At 40.9% G+C, this 18733-nt stretch carries 20 protein-coding genes and 2 tRNA genes; 5 read left to right on the top strand and 17 right to left on the bottom strand.

Features of this window, described 5'->3' with window-relative positions:
* Positions 1-6: 6 nt before the first annotated feature.
* The 9 genes from nusA to rlmE form a co-directional block, all read right to left on the bottom strand.
* The gene (gene nusA, locus DK858_RS06480; protein WP_006535691.1) at positions 7-1515 is read right to left on the bottom strand and encodes a transcription termination factor NusA; all 1509 of its coding nucleotides are present in this window, start codon (positions 1513-1515) and stop codon (positions 7-9) included.
* Between the two features lie 20 nt (positions 1516-1535).
* Positions 1536-1988, bottom strand: coding sequence for a ribosome maturation factor RimP (gene rimP / locus DK858_RS06475; protein ID WP_036914691.1), 453 nt, complete (start codon positions 1986-1988; stop codon positions 1536-1538).
* A gap of 202 nt (positions 1989-2190) precedes the next feature.
* Positions 2191-2267 (bottom strand) — tRNA-Met (locus DK858_RS06470).
* Positions 2268-2327: 60 nt separating this feature from the next.
* Positions 2328-2417, bottom strand: a tRNA-Leu gene (locus DK858_RS06465).
* Between the two features lie 58 nt (positions 2418-2475).
* The gene (secG, locus tag DK858_RS06460) at positions 2476-2820 is read right to left on the bottom strand and encodes a preprotein translocase subunit SecG (RefSeq protein WP_036914692.1); all 345 of its coding nucleotides are present in this window, start codon (positions 2818-2820) and stop codon (positions 2476-2478) included.
* Positions 2821-2985: 165 nt separating this feature from the next.
* On the bottom strand, positions 2986-4323 hold the full coding sequence (glmM, locus tag DK858_RS06455) for a phosphoglucosamine mutase (protein WP_072064554.1): 1338 nt from the start codon (positions 4321-4323) through the stop codon (positions 2986-2988).
* Positions 4320-5162 (bottom strand): dihydropteroate synthase, encoded by an 843-nt coding sequence (folP, locus tag DK858_RS06450; RefSeq protein WP_109396706.1) that lies wholly within the window; start codon positions 5160-5162, stop codon positions 4320-4322. The genes glmM and folP overlap by 4 nt, the downstream gene beginning before the upstream one ends.
* 82 nt (positions 5163-5244) lie before the next feature.
* Positions 5245-7188, bottom strand: coding sequence for an ATP-dependent zinc metalloprotease FtsH (gene ftsH, locus DK858_RS06445; protein ID WP_162556662.1), 1944 nt, complete (start codon positions 7186-7188; stop codon positions 5245-5247).
* A 47-nt stretch (positions 7189-7235) separates the two neighbouring features.
* Complete coding sequence (gene rlmE, locus DK858_RS06440) at positions 7236-7865, bottom strand: 23S rRNA (uridine(2552)-2'-O)-methyltransferase RlmE (RefSeq protein ID WP_006535698.1); 630 nt, start codon at positions 7863-7865, stop codon at positions 7236-7238.
* Positions 7866-8010: 145 nt separating this feature from the next.
* Here rlmE and yhbY point away from each other — a divergent pair, with 145 nt between their 5' ends.
* Positions 8011-8304, top strand: coding sequence for a ribosome assembly RNA-binding protein YhbY (gene yhbY / locus DK858_RS06435; RefSeq protein ID WP_036914752.1), 294 nt, complete (start codon positions 8011-8013; stop codon positions 8302-8304).
* Positions 8305-8425: 121 nt separating this feature from the next.
* On the opposite strand, the gene greA is transcribed toward yhbY, so the two are convergent.
* Positions 8426-8902 (bottom strand): transcription elongation factor GreA, encoded by a 477-nt coding sequence (gene greA, locus DK858_RS06430; protein ID WP_109396703.1) that lies wholly within the window; start codon positions 8900-8902, stop codon positions 8426-8428.
* Positions 8903-9312: 410 nt separating this feature from the next.
* Between greA and dacB the strand changes: the two genes are divergently transcribed.
* On the top strand, positions 9313-10755 hold the full coding sequence (gene dacB / locus DK858_RS06425; RefSeq protein ID WP_109396701.1) for a serine-type D-Ala-D-Ala carboxypeptidase: 1443 nt from the start codon (positions 9313-9315) through the stop codon (positions 10753-10755).
* An 80-nt stretch (positions 10756-10835) separates the two neighbouring features.
* Here the strand turns inward: dacB and cgtA are convergent, their stop codons facing one another.
* From cgtA to rplU, 3 genes are all read right to left on the bottom strand, one after another.
* Positions 10836-12008 carry an Obg family GTPase CgtA gene (gene cgtA, locus DK858_RS06420; RefSeq protein ID WP_109396699.1) on the bottom strand — a complete coding sequence of 391 codons (1173 nt, stop codon included), beginning with the start codon at positions 12006-12008 and terminating at the stop codon, positions 10836-10838.
* Between the two features lie 130 nt (positions 12009-12138).
* Positions 12139-12396 carry a 50S ribosomal protein L27 gene (gene rpmA / locus DK858_RS06415; protein WP_006535706.1) on the bottom strand — a complete coding sequence of 86 codons (258 nt, stop codon included), beginning with the start codon at positions 12394-12396 and terminating at the stop codon, positions 12139-12141.
* 19 nt (positions 12397-12415) lie between these two features.
* Positions 12416-12724 carry a 50S ribosomal protein L21 gene (gene rplU / locus DK858_RS06410; RefSeq protein WP_006535707.1) on the bottom strand — a complete coding sequence of 103 codons (309 nt, stop codon included), beginning with the start codon at positions 12722-12724 and terminating at the stop codon, positions 12416-12418.
* Between the two features lie 263 nt (positions 12725-12987).
* Between rplU and ispB the strand changes: the two genes are divergently transcribed.
* Positions 12988-13959 (top strand): octaprenyl diphosphate synthase, encoded by a 972-nt coding sequence (gene ispB, locus DK858_RS06405; RefSeq protein WP_006535708.1) that lies wholly within the window; start codon positions 12988-12990, stop codon positions 13957-13959.
* Positions 13960-14006: 47 nt separating this feature from the next.
* Here the strand turns inward: ispB and DK858_RS06400 are convergent, their stop codons facing one another.
* Together DK858_RS06400 and DK858_RS06395 are read right to left on the bottom strand one after the other, a co-directional pair.
* Positions 14007-14423 (bottom strand): DNA-binding protein, encoded by a 417-nt coding sequence (locus DK858_RS06400; protein WP_006535709.1) that lies wholly within the window; start codon positions 14421-14423, stop codon positions 14007-14009.
* An 82-nt stretch (positions 14424-14505) separates the two neighbouring features.
* Complete coding sequence (locus DK858_RS06395; RefSeq protein WP_109396697.1) at positions 14506-14856, bottom strand: DNA-binding protein; 351 nt, start codon at positions 14854-14856, stop codon at positions 14506-14508.
* A 186-nt stretch (positions 14857-15042) separates the two neighbouring features.
* On the opposite strand from DK858_RS06395, the gene DK858_RS06390 reads away from it, so the two are divergent.
* Positions 15043-15309, top strand: a complete 267-nt coding sequence (locus DK858_RS06390; RefSeq protein WP_023583585.1) for a helix-turn-helix domain-containing protein — start codon at positions 15043-15045, stop codon at positions 15307-15309.
* Between the two features lie 102 nt (positions 15310-15411).
* Here the strand turns inward: DK858_RS06390 and mdh are convergent, their stop codons facing one another.
* Positions 15412-16350, bottom strand: a complete 939-nt coding sequence (gene mdh, locus DK858_RS06385) for a malate dehydrogenase (RefSeq protein WP_109396695.1) — start codon at positions 16348-16350, stop codon at positions 15412-15414.
* A gap of 446 nt (positions 16351-16796) precedes the next feature.
* Between mdh and argR the strand changes: the two genes are divergently transcribed.
* Complete coding sequence (gene argR / locus DK858_RS06380) at positions 16797-17267, top strand: transcriptional regulator ArgR (RefSeq protein WP_006535714.1); 471 nt, start codon at positions 16797-16799, stop codon at positions 17265-17267.
* Between the two features lie 58 nt (positions 17268-17325).
* Here argR and mpl read toward each other — a convergent pair whose 3' ends face one another.
* Complete coding sequence (mpl, locus tag DK858_RS06375; protein WP_109396693.1) at positions 17326-18705, bottom strand: UDP-N-acetylmuramate:L-alanyl-gamma-D-glutamyl-meso-diaminopimelate ligase; 1380 nt, start codon at positions 18703-18705, stop codon at positions 17326-17328.
* Between the last annotated feature and the right edge of the window lie 28 nt (positions 18706-18733).

Raw genomic sequence — 18733 nt, 5'->3', positions numbered from 1 at the left:
CAGTTGTTACGCATCATTCCCAAACCAGCAGATATTACGTGCGGCCATAATGAGTTCGCCTGCGCGCTCACTATTTAAACCTTCAATATCAGTTAGGTCATCGATACCCTGTTCGGCAAGATCTTCCAGTGTGCAGATACCACGGGCAGCTAGATCAAATGCTAAAGAGCGCTCCAAGCCTTCGAGAGCTAATAAGTCCTCGGCTGGCTGGTTATCGCCTAGGCTTTCTTTTTGAGCCAACTCAATCGTTGTTAGTGCAGCTTTTGCTCTTTCACGTAGAGCTTCAACGGTGTCTTCATCTAATCCGTCAATAGCCAGCAGTTCACTGATTGGCACATAAACTAACTCTTCAAGGGTAGAGAAACCTTCTTCAACTAAAACAGTTGCGAAGTCTTCATCAATGTCGAGATGCTTAGTAAATATTTCAATGGCTGCGTTTGCTTCTGCCTGATGTTTTGCATTCAGTTCATCAGCAGTCATGACGTTTAATTCCCACTTGTCATCACCACGATGTTTTTTCAGTAACTGTGCTGCCAGACGAACGTTTTGACCATTACGGCCGATTGCCTGTGCAAGGTTACTGCTTTCGACTGCAACATCCATTGTGCATTTGTCTTCATCGACAACAATAGAAGCAACATCTGCCGGAGCCATTGCATTAATGACGAATTGTGCAGGATTATCATCCCACAAAACAATATCAATTCGCTCGCCGCCCAATTCGCTGGAAACGGCTTGTACACGTGCACCACGCATACCAACACAAGCACCCACAGGGTCAATACGCTTGTCGTTAGTTTTTACTGCGATTTTGGCACGGGAACCTGGATCACGCGCTGCAGCTTTAATTTCAATGATTTCTTCGCCAATTTCTGGTACTTCAATACGGAAAAGTTCAACCAGCATTTCAGGGCGAGAGCGTGTCACGAAAAGTTGTGCACCACGGGTTTCTGTACGTACATCGTATAAAACACCACGTAAACGGTCACCTGGGCGGAAGTTTTCACGCGGTAACATATCCTCGCGTAAAATAACCGCTTCAGCGTTATTACCTAAATCTAAAGTGATATTTTCACGGTTCACTTTCTTCACAACACCCGTGATAATTTCGCCTAATTGTTCGCGGAATTGATCAACAACCATTGCTCTTTCAGCTTCACGTACTTTTTGTACGATAACTTGTTTAGCGGTTTGTGTCGTAATACGGTCGAAAGTGACAGATTCAATCTGATCTTCAATATAACCACCTAGCTCAATGCTAGGATCTTCATATTGAGCTGCTTCAAGTGTGATTTCACGAGTTGGTTGAGTCACTTCATCAACAGCAACCCAACGACGGAATGTATCGAAGTCACCGGTTTTACGGTCGATACAAACGCGAACGTCAATCTCTTGCTCGTATTTCTTCTTAGTTGCTGTCGCTAGTGCGGTTTCCAGTGCTTCAAAAATCTTTTCACGAGGAAGAGATTTTTCGTTAGAGACCGCTTCCACAACAGCCAGAATCTCTTTGTTCATCCTAGTTGCCTCTTCAAAACTTAAAAGTGGGGTACCAGGTTAGCTTTCTGGATGTTGCTCAGTGCGAACACTTCGTCTTTACCATCCACAGTAACCGTGATCATTTCGCCAGCGACAGACTTAATAATGCCCTGCCATTTACGGCGGTTTTGCATTGCAATTCGTAATACAATAGCGGCTTCTTCACCGATAAATTGCTCATAATGCGTTGCAGTGAATAAAGGTCGTTCTAAACCAGGAGAAGAAATCTCAAGGTTATAAACTGTTTGAATTGGATCTTCAACATCCAGCACAGCACTGACCTGGTGGCTAACATCAGCACAATCATCAACAGTGATACCGTCTTCACTATCAATATAGATGCGCAATGTTGATTCTCGGCCACGAATAAACTCAAGACCGACAAATTCAAAGCCTAATGCTTCTACTGGTGCTGAAACCATCGCTGTTAATTTTTGCTCTAATGTGGACAAACCCACCCCCAAGGCATAAAAAAAGGGCCTATAGCCCAGTATTCTATTCTCTGATAACAAAAAACCCCGAAATTCGGGGCTTTATGCAACTGGACCCTGTAACTTGCCATTCGAGAATAACCTCTTCTTACGGCACATTCCACTCAGGATCATAATCGGTTCAACAAGATGATTAATGAGAAAAGTGCTGTATTGTTAGAAGTGGTTGCGGGGGCCGGATTTGAACCGACGACCTTCGGGTTATGAGCCCGACGAGCTACCAAGCTGCTCCACCCCGCGTTCGAAAAACGTGGCAAATTTTACGCTGATAACAAGCAAAACGCAAGCTATCTGGAATAATGGTGCCGAGAACGGGACTTGAACCCGTACGCCCGTTTTATAGGCACTACCACCTCAAGGTAGCGTGTATACCAATTTCACCACCTCGGCACTTAATGAGACTGTTACTGCGTAAATATTAACAATCTCATTTAAATCTTTACTTAGTTTACTGCGGAATATCTGTATTTGCTGGCGCTACAGGCGCTGCTAACTGCTCAGCTTTTTTAGCTTCTTCTGTAGTCTGCTCGATAGACATCCATTTGCTGTCTTCACGCACAGTTTTATTGGCACTTAGATTACCTAAAATAAGGGCAAGTACAATAAAAGCTGTTGCTAAAACAGCGGTCATACGGGTCATAAAGTTAGCTGAACCGCTTGAACCAAATACTGTACCGGAAGCACCTGCACCAAAAGAAGCGCCCATATCAGCACCTTTACCCTGCTGTAACAGGATCAGACCAACTAGCCCTGTTGCTACAATGATAAGAATAACAATGAGTGCCGTATACATTTGCGTTACCTTTTCTATGGAACTTATCGTCTTAACGATAACCTTCGATTGCTTCACCCGCTTTAGTTCAAGACCTTACTAAGCGGGTGTGAATACTAACCAAAGCTGAACTGACAAGCAAGGTTATTTTACTACAAAGTGATTGATTGAAGAAAAAATCATCAATTAACCCACGTGCTTCACTGCGTCAGCAATACGATTTGCCATCGCAGTAACTTGCTCTTCATTTTCACCTTCAACCATGACACGAATTAAAGGTTCTGTACCTGATTTACGCAACAATACACGACCTTTACCAGCCAGCTCGTCTTCAACTGCTTTGGCGACTTGCTGAACTTCAGATGTTTGTAACGGGTCGTGGCTACCCGTAAAGCGAACATTCACTAACACTTGCGGTAATAGCTTCATGCCACTACATAGATCATGTAGGCTCATATGGTTACGCACCATTGCACTTAAAACTTGTAAACCTGCAACAATACCGTCACCTGTCGTTGTTTTATCTAATAAAATAATATGGCCTGAGTTTTCGGCACCTAAACGCCAGCCTTTCTCTTGTAGTTTTTCAAGCACATAGCGGTCACCCACTTTTGCTCTGACAAAAGGAATACCCAGTTGTTTAAGTGCAATCTCTAATCCCATATTACTCATTAGAGTACCAACAGCACCACCGCGTAATTGACCTTGGCGTAATGCTTCTCTCGCAATAATATAGAGAATTTGGTCACCATCAACTTTTAGACCTTGATGGTCAACCATGATGATACGGTCACCGTCACCATCAAAAGCTAAACCAACATCAGCGCCTTCTTCTAATACGCGTTTTTGCAACATACGAACATCTGTTGCACCACACTCTTCGTTGATATTGATACCCGTTGGTTCACAACCAATAGTGATCACTTCAGCACCTAGTTCACGAAATACGTTTGGCGCGATATGGTATGTTGCACCATGAGCACAATCGACAACCACTTTTAGACCATTAAGATTGTTTTCATTCGGGAAAGTCCCTTTACAGAATTCAATATAACGACCTGCCGCATCCACGATACGATTTGCACGACCAAGCTCTGCGGATTCAACACAAGTAATTGGCTTTTCCATTTCAGCTTCAATAGCTTCTTCTACTTCATCTGGTAATTTTGTACCATCAATAGAGAAGAATTTAATCCCATTATCGTAATAAGGGTTATGAGAAGCTGAAATAACAATCCCTGCTTCAGCACGAAATGTACGCGTTAAATAAGCAACAGCCGGTGTTGGCATTGGTCCAGTAAATGAGGCTGATAAACCTGCAGCCGCTAAACCCGCTTCTAATGCTGATTCCAGCATATAGCCTGAAATACGAGTATCTTTACCAATAATGATTTTGCGAGAGCCATGACGTGCTAATACTTTGCCCGCAGCCCAACCTAGTTTTAATACAAAATCAGGTGTAATTGGACTATCACCTACTTTTCCACGGATACCATCTGTTCCAAAGTATTTACGTTCGCTCATTCATTATTTTCCTTTGCAGAAAGAGTCGCTTGTACGACTTTCATCGCATCAACAGTCTCTTTAACATCGTGTACACGAATAATTTGTGCGCCTTGCATCGCTGCAATAACTGCGCATGCCACGCTACCAGCAACACGCTCTTGTGGTGGCACATTCAATAGTTGTCCAACCATTGATTTGCGTGACATTCCGGCAAGTATAGGTAGACCAAAGTGATGAAGTTCACTTAAGTGTGCTAATAATTGGTAATTATGCGCTAAATTTTTACCAAAGCCGAATCCTGGATCAAGAATAATTTGATTTTTTTCGATCCCTGCATCAACGCAACGTTGAATATTTTCTTGTAAAAAACGATCAACATCCATCATCACATTCTCATAATGTGGCGATTGTTGCATAGTTTTAGGGTTGCCCTGCATATGCATAATACACACAGGCAAACCTGTTTTAGCTGCTGCTTCAAGTGCTCCCGGCTCTTGTAAAGAGCGAATATCATTGATAATTGAAGCACCGACGTTTGCTGATTCAGTAATGACCTGAGCTTTGGATGTATCAACAGAGATCCAAATATCAAAACGCTGACGAATAGCCTCAACAACAGGAACAACACGCTGCAACTCTTCATCAATAGAGACATCACTTGCGCCAGGTCGAGTTGACTCACCACCAATATCGATGATAGAAGCCCCTTCAGCGATTAATTTTGCCGCATGATCAACTGCATCATTAAGTGAATTATGAGTGCCACCATCAGAAAAAGAGTCTGGAGTAACATTCAAAATCCCCATAACTTGAGGTGTTGATAAGTTAAGTTCTGTTCCTCTCGCCATTAATTTCATTTCATTGATACCTTCAAAAAAAAACCCCAGAAGCCTGGGGTTTGTATTTATAGCTTACTCAATGTGCATAACCCAATAAGGATTAGTGAGTATTTTTATCAGAAGGTGTATCACTTTCTGACTCTGGCTTATCTTTTGGCTCACTCGCTACATGCGCTTGTGCTGGCTGGGCAGTAGTTGTACCACTATTGCCATTATTGCCTTCCCAACCCGCAGGTGGACGAACATCGCGACGATTCATTAAATCATCAATTTGAGGCGCATCGATAGTTTCATAAGTCATCAGTGCATCTTTCATTGAGTGCAGAATATCAAGGTTGTCCATTAAGATCTGACGAGCACGAACATAGTTACGATCAACGATAGCTTTAATTTCTTCGTCAATTGTACGAGCTGTTTCATCAGACATATGCTGCGCTTTAGCAACAGAACGACCTAAGAACACTTCACCTTCTTCTTCTGCGTACAGCAATGGCCCTAATTTTTCAGAGAAGCCCCATTGTGTCACCATGTTACGTGCAATATTGGTTGCAACTTTGATGTCATTAGAAGCACCCGTAGAAACATGTTCTGCACCATAGATAATTTCTTCAGCTAAACGGCCACCGTAAAGTGTTGAAATTTGGCTCTCTAACTTCTGGCGACTCGCACTAATTTGGTCGCCTTCAGGTAAGAAGAAAGTCACACCTAATGCACGTCCACGAGGAATAATCGTCACTTTATGCACAGGATCATGTTCAGGTACTAAACGGCCAATAATTGCGTGACCCGCTTCATGATAAGCAGTTGATGCTTTTTGTTCTTCAGTCATCACCATTGAACGGCGCTCTGCGCCCATCATTATCTTATCTTTCGCTTTCTCAAACTCGACCATTGAGACAACACGTTTATTACCACGTGCAGCGAATAAAGCAGCCTCGTTAACTAAGTTAGCTAAGTCAGCACCAGAGAAACCTGGCGTACCACGCGCTAAAATTGCTGGATCAACATCTGGTGATAAAGGCACACGGCGCATATGGACTTTAAGGATTTGCTCACGTCCACGCACATCAGGTAAACCAACAACCACTTGGCGGTCAAAACGACCCGGACGAAGTAATGCTGGGTCTAACACATCAGGACGGTTAGTTGCCGCAATAACAATAATACCTTCATTACCTTCGAAACCATCCATCTCAACAAGCATTTGGTTCAGTGTTTGTTCACGTTCATCATGACCACCACCTAAACCGGCACCACGTTGGCGACCAACCGCATCGATTTCATCGATAAAGATGATACAAGGTGCTGCTTTTTTAGCTTGTTCAAACATATCACGAACACGAGAAGCACCCACACCCACAAACATTTCAACGAAATCAGAACCTGAAATGGTAAAGAATGGAACTTTCGCTTCACCCGCGATGGCTTTTGCTAATAATGTTTTACCTGTACCTGGAGGCCCCACCATCAGAATACCTTTAGGGATTTTACCCCCTAATTTCTGGAAACGACCGGGATCACGTAAATACTCAACTAATTCGCTTACTTCTTCTTTCGCTTCATCACAACCCGCTACATCAGCAAAGGTTGTTTTGATTTGGTCTTCTGTCAACATGCGCGCCTTGCTTTTACCGAAAGACATCGCACCTTTACCGCCACCACCTTGCATTTGGCGCATAAAGAAAATCCAAAGACCAATTAGTAATAGCATTGGGAACCAAGACACAAAAATTTGAGTCAGAAGACTTTGGCCTTCAAGTGGTTCGCCCGTTACTTTTACATTACGGTTCATTAAAGTGGTCAGCAGGTTGTCATCACGCATAGGCATATACGTGCTGTACTTTGAGTTATCTGTTTTAGTTACATTAATATCATAACCACTTATGCTGACCTCGCGTAATTGGTTATTAGTTAACTCATTGATAAAGGTAGAGTAATCCACCTTACGACTATTCGAATCGCTGGGTCCGAAGCTCTGGAATAATGACATCAAAACGACTGCAATAACTAGCCAGAGGATCAGGTTTTTCGCCATGTCACTCAAGGGATTAACCTCATATTACAACTGTGTTAACAAATAGCTTTAGGGTACTAAAGTTTACGCCCTGTGGCTACAATATATACCTCACGAGAACGAGACCGCGAAGCGTCTGGTTTACGAACTTTCACTTTCGTAAACAGGGAGCGTATTTGCCCCAGGTATTCATCAAAGCCTTCTCCCTGAAATACTTTGACAATAAAACTTCCCCCGGGAGCCAGTACATCACGACACATATCAAGCGCTAACTCTACTAAATACATGGATCGAGGAATATCGACCGCGGGTGTACCGCTCATGTTTGGAGCCATGTCAGACATGACAACCTGGACTTTGTTTTCACCTACTCTATCAAGCAATGCCTTCAACACAAGTTCATCACGAAAATCGCCTTGAAGGAAATCGACCCCGACTATAGGATCCATAGGTAAAAGGTCACATGCGATGATTCGACCTTTGCTTCCTAACTTCTGTACAACATATTGAGACCACCCTCCTGGGGCTGCCCCTAAATCGACAACGGTCATACCTGGTTTAAAAATATTGTCACTTTGCTGAATTTCTTCCAGCTTAAACCAAGCACGAGAGCGAAACCCTTTTTTCTGTGCTTGCTGAACATATTTATCACTAAAATGTTCTTGTAACCAGCGGCTAGAGCTTGCCGAACGTTTTTTATTGGCCATTGCGTTTTCCAACTATCATACACTTAGCTATCAATATTTTTACTCTTTCACTCATTTAACCCCGTATTAACGACATTTTATGGTGATAAATGAGAGATGGCGTTAGAATAGATCGTTTTCAATCCCAACAAAGCAAAAATTAATGATGACTCTTAACAAAAAACAAATTCAACACCTGAAAGGGCTCGCTCATCACCTAAATCCAGTCGTTATGATTGGTAACAACGGGTTGACTGAAGGCGTTCTTGCAGAAATTGAACTCGCTCTGGCACACCATGAGCTTATCAAAGTCAAAATCGCAGGCGAAGATCGAGATGTTAAAAACTTGATCGTGGCAGCGATTGTACGCGAAAGCGGTGCACAGAATGTACAAGTTATCGGAAAAATTCTTGTTCTTTATCGTCCTTCAGAAGCACGTAAGATTATTTTACCGAAATAAAACTTGTATCTTTATATAAAAATGCCATAACTAACTCTATGGCAAAAAAGGCCTTTTAAGGCCTTTTTTATATTACCACAGGATGGCACTCTAGTTTTCTATAGAAACGTAAAATTATAAATTAAATATATTCTACGTTTAAAACTTCATACTCGACTTGTCCACCAGGTGTAGTAATAACAACAACATCATCTAACTCTTTACCAATTAATCCACGTGCAATCGGTGAATTAACAGAAATTAAGTTTTCTTTAATGTTAGCTTCATCATCACCAACAATGCGGTAAGTTTGCTCTTCTTCATTTTCAACATTTAACAGCGTAACTGTTGAACCAAAAATAATACGACCATTGTTATTCATCTTAGTAATATCAATGACTTGAGCATTTGATAATTTCGCTTCAATTTCTTGTATACGGCCTTCACAGAAACCTTGTTGCTCTCTTGCAGCATGATATTCCGCGTTTTCCTTTAAGTCTCCATGTTCACGAGCTTCTGCAATAGCTGCAATAATCTCGGGACGACGAATACTTTTTAAATATTCCAGCTCTTCGCGTAATTTTTCTGCACCTAGAACTGTCATAGGGATCTGATTCATGTGTTAATACCTCAATACTATTCCTAATAAAAAATAGGTATCATCCTGATTTTTTATACTAACAACACAGAGAAAAGGATCTATTTACTCTTCTCAAGACAAAAAAAGACACAGGCAACCTTAAATTGGGCCTGTCTCTACGTATATTCGGTGAATGAGGGGCGCTATTATATTCCCGAGTCATGTGCTATTGGGACGTAAACTAAACCACCCATACTTAAAACTAAATCTAACACAACAGAAGCATTGCTTCACGCCTTATCTCTCTTTATGAAGAGATAAACAGACTTTTTCTGATAATGAGCTAATCCTGCTTGTTACCGTTTACTTTTGCCCTCATTGCCCTTTAGTATTAGCCTCTGGCAATCAATACTGTAACGTTACACGCTATAGTCACAGATAGAGAAATTATGCGCTTACTATCAACATTTCGACGGATACTTTACACATTAAGTATCATCAGTTTTTCAACCCAAGCGATACCTGTTGAAAACTATACATCCCTTCTTCCTGAAGGAACACAAGTGGGTTTAATAACTCAACCCGTTGGCGCTGCTTCTCCTAATCTTAACTATCATGCCGATCAATTAGCACTTCCTGCAAGTACTCAGAAAGTAGTGACTGCACTTGCCGCATTACTTCAATTAGGGGGAGATTATCAATTCACCACAACAATGGAAACAGAAGGTAAAATAAAAGACAATCAGCTTAATGGTGATTTAATCTTTCGTTTTACTGGCGATCCTACATTAAGTCGCCAGCAATTAAGAGCAATGGTTGCCGTATTAAAGCAATCCGGTGTTACAAAAGTACAGGGTGATTTACTTATTGATACTTCTGCTTTTTCAAGCCACGATAAAGCACCAGGTTGGGTTTGGAATGATCTGACACAATGCTTTAGTGCCCCTCCTAGTGCCGCCATTGTTGATAAGAACTGCTTTTCCGTTTTATTGCAAAGTGGCAACAAAGAAGGTGATATTGCCACAATACGTAAAGCTTCTTTCTATCCCGTAACTGTTTTAAGTGAAGTTGAAACTTATGAAAAAGGATCAACGCGTACCCGTTTTTGTGAATTAGACGTCACTGTTCGTGACTTAAATACTTATGTAATCACAGGTTGTATTCCTAAACGTGACGATGCTGTACCTTTAATGTTTTCTATTCAAGATGGAGCTCATTGGGCCGGTACAATTTTGAAAGAAGAGTTACAGCGCGCCAATATTGAGCTTGATGGATATATCAAACGTCGCTCTCAACTAAAGCCACCTGTTACTATACTTGCACAGACACAATCAAAACCGTTACATAACTTACTGACTACCATGCTAAAAGAGTCTGATAATATGATTGCAGACACCGTTTTTAGAACTATTGGTCGTGAGTATTATGGCGTTGCAGGTACTTGGCGATCTGGCGCAGAGGCAACCCGTGCTATTTTAAAACAAAAAGCCGGAATTGATTTAGGCAATACCGTTATGGTTGATGGTTCTGGTCTTTCTCGCCATAACCTCATTTCACCTGCCACCATGATGCAAGTCCTTCAATATATTGGACAACATGAAAGTGAATTAAATTTTATCACTATGCTTCCCCTTGCTGGACATGACGGTACATTACAATATCGAGGGGGTTTTCATGAAGCGGGAGTTGATGGCAAAGTTTCTGCCAAAACGGGGTCATTAAAAGGAGTTTACAATCTTGCTGGCTTTATGACCACGGCAAATGGGCAAAAAGTTGCGTTTGTACAGTACGTTTCAGCGTATTCCCCTCCTACAAAAAATCGTAATGCTGGACGCGCTTATTTAGTGCGCTTTGAAACGAATCTATATAAAGATATGTACAATAATCGCTAGATTTACACAATATAAGCAACAGATATAAAAAACGCCTAATAATCAGGCGTTTTTTATTTTAATCATAATCAGAATGATCATTAACGTTGGTAGATAAATTCAATACCATCATCGTCTTCTTCATCCCAATCATCGTCATCATCTTCTTCGAAATCAGGGTTTTCAAGCTGTTCTTTGTGGTAATCATCCCACATAAAGTCAACTTTTCCTGGTTCTGCATTTGTTGCAATAACATCTTGCTCACGCGGAGTCACATTCAGGAATTCCATGATATTCCAGCAAAGTTTTTTCACACCTTCTTGGTTGATGGCTGCTATCATATAATAGTTTTCATCCCAACCCAGTGCTTCAACAATTGCTTTTGCCTTCTCTTTTGCTTCTTCAGCATCCAGAAGATCAACTTTATTGAACACTAACCAACGTGGCTTCTGTGCTAATTTTTCGCTGTATTTCTCTAATTCAGAGACAATAATTTGTGCATTCTCCACAGGATCCGATCCATCAATAGGATCAATATCGATCAAGTGTAATAGAACACGGCAACGTTCTAAGTGTTTTAAGAATTGGATCCCAAGACCTGCACCATCAGCAGCGCCTTCGATTAATCCGGGAATATCTGCAACCACAAAGCTTTGGTGATTATCCATACGCACCACACCTAAACTTGGTACTAACGTGGTAAATGGATAATCAGCAACTTTAGGTTTCGCTGCTGATACTGCACGAATAAATGTAGATTTACCCGCATTTGGCATACCAAGCATACCCACATCAGCTAATAACATCAGCTCTAATAGAACTTCGCGAGATTCACCCGGCGTTCCCATTGTGCGTTGACGTGGAGCTCGGTTAACCGACGATTTAAAACGAGTATTACCTAAGCCGTGGAAACCACCTTTAGCAACCATTTGCTTTTGACCATGGACAGTCAAGTCAGCAATCACTTCATTTGTAGCTAAATCACGGACACGTGTTCCGACAGGAACACTGATAGTAATATCTTGACCACGCTTACCAGTGCAATCACGACTGTGGCCATTTTCACCACGTTCTGCGCGATAAGATTTTGTAAAACGATAATCAATTAAGGTGTTAAGGTTTTCGTCTGCAATCATGTAGACATCACCACCATCACCACCATCACCACCGTCTGGCCCGCCATTAGGGATATATTTTTCGCGACGAAAGCTTACACAGCCGTTACCACCATCGCCCGCGACGATTAGGATCTTGGCCTCATCAACAAATTTCATGATTTTACTCCGTATAGTAGCCATTAACGTGCTGGATGGCCGAAATTACCCAGAGATGGCCTTTTTTAAATATAAAAAGCCCCGCAACAGATTTGCAGGGCTTTTGACTCGGTGCTTAAAGGACCAGTAATTATTCAGCTTCGATGCTGATAAATTTACGGTTGTTTGGACCTTTAACTTCGAACTTAATTTTTCCGTCAGCTAATGCAAACAGGGTGTGGTCACGACCACAACCAACGTTAGTACCTGCATGGAACTTAGTACCACGTTGACGAACGATGATGCTACCTGCTAATACAGCTTCACCACCGAAACGTTTAACACCCAGACGTTTTGCTTCGGAATCACGACCGTTACGAGTCGAGCCGCCAGCCTTTTTATGTGCCATTGAACTACTCTCCTAAACCTTAAGCGATACCAGTGATTTTAACATCAGTAAACCACTGACGGTGGCCCTGTTGTTTACGGCTGTGTTTACGACGACGGAACTTAACAATCTTAACTTTATCGCCGCGACCGTGAGCAACCACTTCCGCTTTAACTTTAACGCCCGCAAGGATTGGAGCGCCAATTTGAATGTCATCGCCATTAGCGACCATCATTACAGTATCAAACTCGATTGTTTCGCCAGTAGCTACTTCCAGCTTCTCTAAACGAATAGTTTGACCTTCGCTGACTCGGTGTTGTTTACCACCACTTTGGAAAACCGCGTACATATAAACTCCGCTTTCCGCACACTCCCAATATGTATAATTTGAGTGCACAATTAAAATATTCACATAGGGCGCGAATTCTACGCAAATTTAGTGCCGATGACAAGTACAGATCGCAAACTAGCGTTAAAAAAAAGAGTTTTTTACACGATATTTATTTCAGCCATTTTTAAAGTACAATCTAAATTATATAAGAGTAAAATCTATGGCCTGATCATTTTTTATTAATAATAACGCGCTCATTGGCGAGCCAAAGTCGAAAAAACATGAATTTAGAATCTATTATAAAACTAACATCCGCTGATATGACTGCGGTAAATGAGGCAATCCTTTACCAGCTTAATTCAGATGTTTCTTTGATAAACCAACTTGGTTACTACATCATTAGTGGTGGTGGTAAAAGGATCCGACCAATGATCGCAGTGCTCACTGGAAGAGCATTGGACTATCAAGGTGACAAACATATCTCGGTCGCAGCGCTGATCGAATTTATTCATACTGCAACATTGTTACATGATGATGTTGTTGATGAATCTGATATGCGCAGAGGAAAACAAACGGCAAATGCGGTCTTTGGAAATGCTGCTAGTGTACTTGTTGGCGACTTTATTTATACACGATCCTTTCAGATGATGACGGATCTTGATTCGATGCGTGTACTAAAATTAATGTCTAGCGCCACCAATGTGATCGCTGAAGGTGAAGTTTTACAGTTAATGAATTGTAACGATCCTGACATTTCTGAAGATGACTATATGCAAGTTATCTACAGCAAAACAGCTCGTCTTTTTGAAGCCGCTTCTCATGCATCAGCAATCCTTTCGGGTGCAACGCCTGAGCAAGAAAAAGCATTCCAAGATTATGGTCGTTATCTTGGGACTGCTTTCCAGCTCATTGACGATTTGCTTGATTATGATGCAGATAACAACCAGTTAGGTAAAAACACTGGTGATGATCTTGATGAAGGTAAACCTACGTTGCCATTACTTCATGCTATGCATAATGGCAATGAAGAAGAATCCAAATTAATTCGCCAAGCCATTGAGCAAGGTAATGGCCGCCATTTATTGGATACTGTTTTAAATACGATGAAACAGTGTGGCTCTTTGGAATATACCCGTCAAAAAGCAGAAGAAGAAGCAGACAAAGCGATTGAAGCTTTATCAATTATACCTAACTCACCGTATAAAGATGCGCTTATTGGGCTTGCTCACGTCGCTGTACAACGTCAATCATAACATTAGTATCATAAACACTAGTTATGTAAAGAAGCCCGCTAGAGCGACTACATCGATTCTGGTGGGCTTTTTAATTTATTGAGAACTTCTTCATTTTCTCGTTCGATAGCATCTTGATTATCCGCATCAATATAGCTAATGAGCTTTGCTAGCCCTTCGCGCAGTACGAATTTCACAATCTTTTCTCGTTCTGATTTAGTCAGTTGATAATAGGCTTCAACCCAAATCAAAAAGGCATCCTGACGTTTAGATAAATATTCTGCTGGAGGTTCATGTGCAGCGAGCACACTAATCACCTCATCAGGCAGACTTTTTACGGAATATTCGACAGCTTTACCCTGAACGCCACGTTTACGACGGTTTTCCCATCCTTCACGACGCGCCATCAAGTTAACTCCCTGCGGGGAGTTAGGTAACCCCGCAAGCCCCACTAATTCTTTTGCTGTATACCATTCTTTTTTCATGATCTCATCTCACATTCAACTAAGAGGTTAGTCAGATAGATATCTGTTGCGGATAACGCAATAATAGATTCTTTAAAATCGCCTAATCATTGACGACTTTTTCTAAAAAACTTCTAATACCATCCCGCAATATCAGCTCTGTTAATGTTTTTTGTTCACCATCATTTAGTTGTTGGAATGCTTTCACCCAGATAACGAGTGGCTCCTCTTTTTTATTTAGTTTGTAATGTGCTAATGGCTCATAAAGTTCTAGAGCAATTAATGTTTCTTCTGGTAAACAAGAATAATGATATTCAACACCATTACCTTGCTTATTTTTTACATTCTGTTTTTGCCAAGACTCTCGTCTCGCTTTTGAATTTACCCCTTGTGGTGATTTAGGTAATCCACCTATACCCGTCAATTCCTTTGCCGTATACCACTCTTTTTTCATTATGTTTCTCTAAAATTGTTATCAACTTCAAAAAAGAAATTATTAAGAAAAAAATCAGAAATCTTTTTAGAAAAATAATGTTATTTTATTTTCTAAATAATCAGTTTAAATGCTTTAGGACATTTCTAATAAACTGTTATTTATACCACTAACACAGCAATCAATTTTATAGAAAAAGGATTAAAAATGATTTCAAGGAAATCTGATTGGCATCCTGCCGATATTATTGCCGCACTTAGAAAACGAGGAACAACACTTGCTGCCATATCTCGCAAAGCAGGGTTAAGCTCTTCAACTCTCGCTAATGCACTGTCACGACCTTGGCCTAAAGGAGAGAAAATCATTGCTGATTATCTTGGTGTTGCTCCTAGTGAAATTTGGCCTAGCCGTTATTTCCATCCTGAAACAGGAGAATTACTTGAACGAAAGATTCGTACCAAAACTAATAATTAACTAATAATTACACACATTATAATTAATAAAAAAAACCGCTGATATAGTACCAGCGGTTTTTATTTAAATTTGCATTATTTTTATAGCAAAAAAAGTATTTCTTTATTTATTAATAAATTCTTCACCAAGAATTATATCTTTTTTCAATACATCTAACATACCATTTAGAGATTGCTTTTCAAAATCACTTAATTTGCCAATAGATAAATATTCCTCTACACCGTTTTTACCTAAAAGAATAGGTTGTGCAAAGAAACGGGCATATTCTCCGTCACCTTCTGTATAGGTACATTCAATAACATTTTTCTCGCCATTTAAAGCGCGAATTAATGAAAGACCAAAACGTGCGGCTGCTTGCCCCATAGATAATGTTGCAGATCCGCCACCCGCTTTTGCTTCAACAACCTCAGTACCCGCGTTTTGAATACGTTTAGTTAGCGCTGCGACTTCATCATCGCTAAATGAAACACCATCAACTTGAGAGAGTAGAGGAAGAATAGTCACACCAGAGTGCCCACCGATCACAGGAACATTGGTTTTTTGTGGATCTTTACCTTTTAGTTCTGCAACAAAGGTATTGGCGCGAATAATGTCGAGTGTAGTGATACCGAAAAGACGTTTCTTATCGTAAACGCCTGCTTTCTTAAGCACTTCTGCTGCGATAGCAACCGTTGTATTCACTGGGTTAGTAATGATACCAATAAGTGCTTTCGGGCAATTTTGTGCAACCTTTTCAATTAAGTTACGCACGATACCGGCGTTAACATTGAAAAGATCAGAACGATCCATGCCTGGTTTACGAGCAACGCCCGCAGAAATCAGAACAACATCAGCGCCTTTTAGCGCAGGGGAAGGATCTTCACCCGCAAAACCTTTTACAGTAACTTGAGTTGGGATATGGCTTAAGTCAGCTGCAACACCCGGTGTGACGGGAGCGATATCATATAAAGAGAGTTCACTACCAGCGGGAAGCTGATTTTTAAGAAGAAGCGCCAGTGCCTGACCAATACCGCCTGCTGCACCGAGAACTGCTACTTTCATTCTGATACTCCTTAGTTTACGAGATAGTGGAACGCCTTCGAGATACTCACTATTACGCAATTCACCTTTAAAAAACAATTATTTAACAGCAACATTGCATAATAAGGCATTTTCAGTGAAAAATAATACTTTGGTTATTCTAAACAAATTGCTTATCTGTTAATGAGATAGCGGACACTCTTTTGATAAATAATTTCAATAAATATGATAAAGTGTTAAGTACACCATCATCCTTGTGATAATCATTTAAGCTTATCATTTAATTAACAAATATTTTACTTTACTTAAATTATCACATTCACACGCTGTAAATAAAATTTTTTTGCAATACATTCTGATTTACAATTTTGAGGAGGCTATCACTCACCTTCTTTCGTCTTATGTTGCATAAAAATTCACTTCTCTGCATAATACACAGGTTATTGATAACTCACTAAAGGTGAACTATGCGCGTTCCTTCTAAGCAAGAAGACTTGGTTAAAGCGTTTAAAGCCCTGCTGAAAGAAGAAAAATTCAGTTCACAAGGCGAGATTGTGACTGCATTACAAGAGGCTGGATTTGATAATATTAATCAGTCCAAAATCTCTCGTATGCTAACAAAATTTGGTGCAGTAAGAACCCGTAATGCCAAAATGGAAATGGTATATTGCCTTCCTACTGAGCTTGGCGTACCAACAGCAAGTAGCCCATTAAAAAATCTGGTACTCGATATCGATCATAACCACTCTGTTGTGGTGATAAGAACGAGTCCGGGTGCGGCACAACTTATTGCACGTTTACTCGATTCATTAGGCAAAGCAGAAGGGATCCTTGGCAGTATTGCGGGTGATGATACTATTTTTTCAACACCAGCACCGGGATTTTCCACAGAAGAATTACGAGACGCTATTCTGAATCTTTTTGATCAGGAATTATAATTAGTCTTTCTACAGCTTCAAAAAGTAAGCCACTGAATTTTCAGTGGCTTATTTATTTTTAATACGGGTTATCAAGATCTTTAGGCTGTGCTAATTTTGCAAGCAGCTTTTCATGAATACCACCAAAGCCGCCATTACTCATAATCAAAATATGATCGCCCGCTTGAGCTTCCTTCGCAATCATATCAACTAACGCATCCAGATCAGAACTCCAACGGGCTGGTTGTATACAATGCTCTGCAATATCACTCACTAACCATTGAATATTAGGTGGCTGGAATAAAAAAACTTCGTCAGCACGACCTAATGCTGGGGCGATATCATCCTTGCTAATACCCATTTTCATGGTATTTGAACGAGGCTCTAACACCGCAATAATACGAGCTGTTCCGCCGACTTTACTACGTAACGCTTCAAGTGTTGCCAAAATCGCGGTGGGATGATGTGCGAAGTCATCATAAACACTGACTTGGTTAACCTCACCACGTAGCTCTAAGCGACGACGCGCATTAATAAACTTATTCAATGCCTCACAAGCATCAGCAGGTAAAACGCCAACGTGGTGCGCTGCAACAATCGCCATTAAACCATTTTGCATGTTGTGTTCACCAGAAAGTCCCCAACACACCTCTCCGACTCGCTCATCTTTGTGATATACCTCAAAATGACTACTGTCATTACTGAGTTTTTTAGCTTGCCAATCCCCAGTTTCTCCCGTGAATTCTTGTTCACTCCAACATCCCATACTGATGGTCTGTTTTAAATTCATATCATTGTCAGGCATGATGATTTTCCCTGAGCTAGGGACGATACGAACTAAATGATGGAATTGTTTTTGAATTGCTGCTAAATCATCAAAAATATCGGCGTGATCGAACTCAAGGTTATTTAAAATCAGCGTGCGTGGAGAATAATGAACAAATTTAGAGCGTTTATCAAAGAAAGCACTGTCATACTCATCAGCTTCAATCACAAAAAAGGGACTTTCGCCTAACTGTGCTGACACTTGGAAATTACCCGGTACACCACCAATTAAAAAGCCGGGTTTATAACCACAATCTTCTAAAACCCAAGCCAACATTCCCGCTGTTGTCGTTTTACCATGGGTTCCAGCAACAGCTAACACCCAACGTTCTGGTAAAATATAATCATGTAACCATTGTGGACCTGAAGTATAAGGCAAACCTTTTTCAAGTACAGCTTCAACGCAAGGATTTCCTCGTGTCATCGCATTACCAATAATCACCATGTCCGGAGCTGGTTCTAATTGTTTTGGGTCATATCCCTCAATCAGTTCAATTCCCTGATTTTCTAATAAAGTACTCATGGGTGGATAGACATTAGCATCAGAGCCAGTGACTTTATGTCCCTTCGCTCTAGCTAGAATGGCAAGACTTCCCATAAAGGTGCCACAAATACCAAGAATATGAATGTGCATGAATTTCTGTCCAATAGCATGAAGTTGG

Origin of the sequence: Proteus faecis (genome assembly GCF_003144395.1) — a bacterium.
GTDB lineage: Bacteria > Pseudomonadota > Gammaproteobacteria > Enterobacterales > Enterobacteriaceae > Proteus > Proteus faecis.
This window is presented reverse-complemented; position numbering and strand designations above follow the sequence as displayed.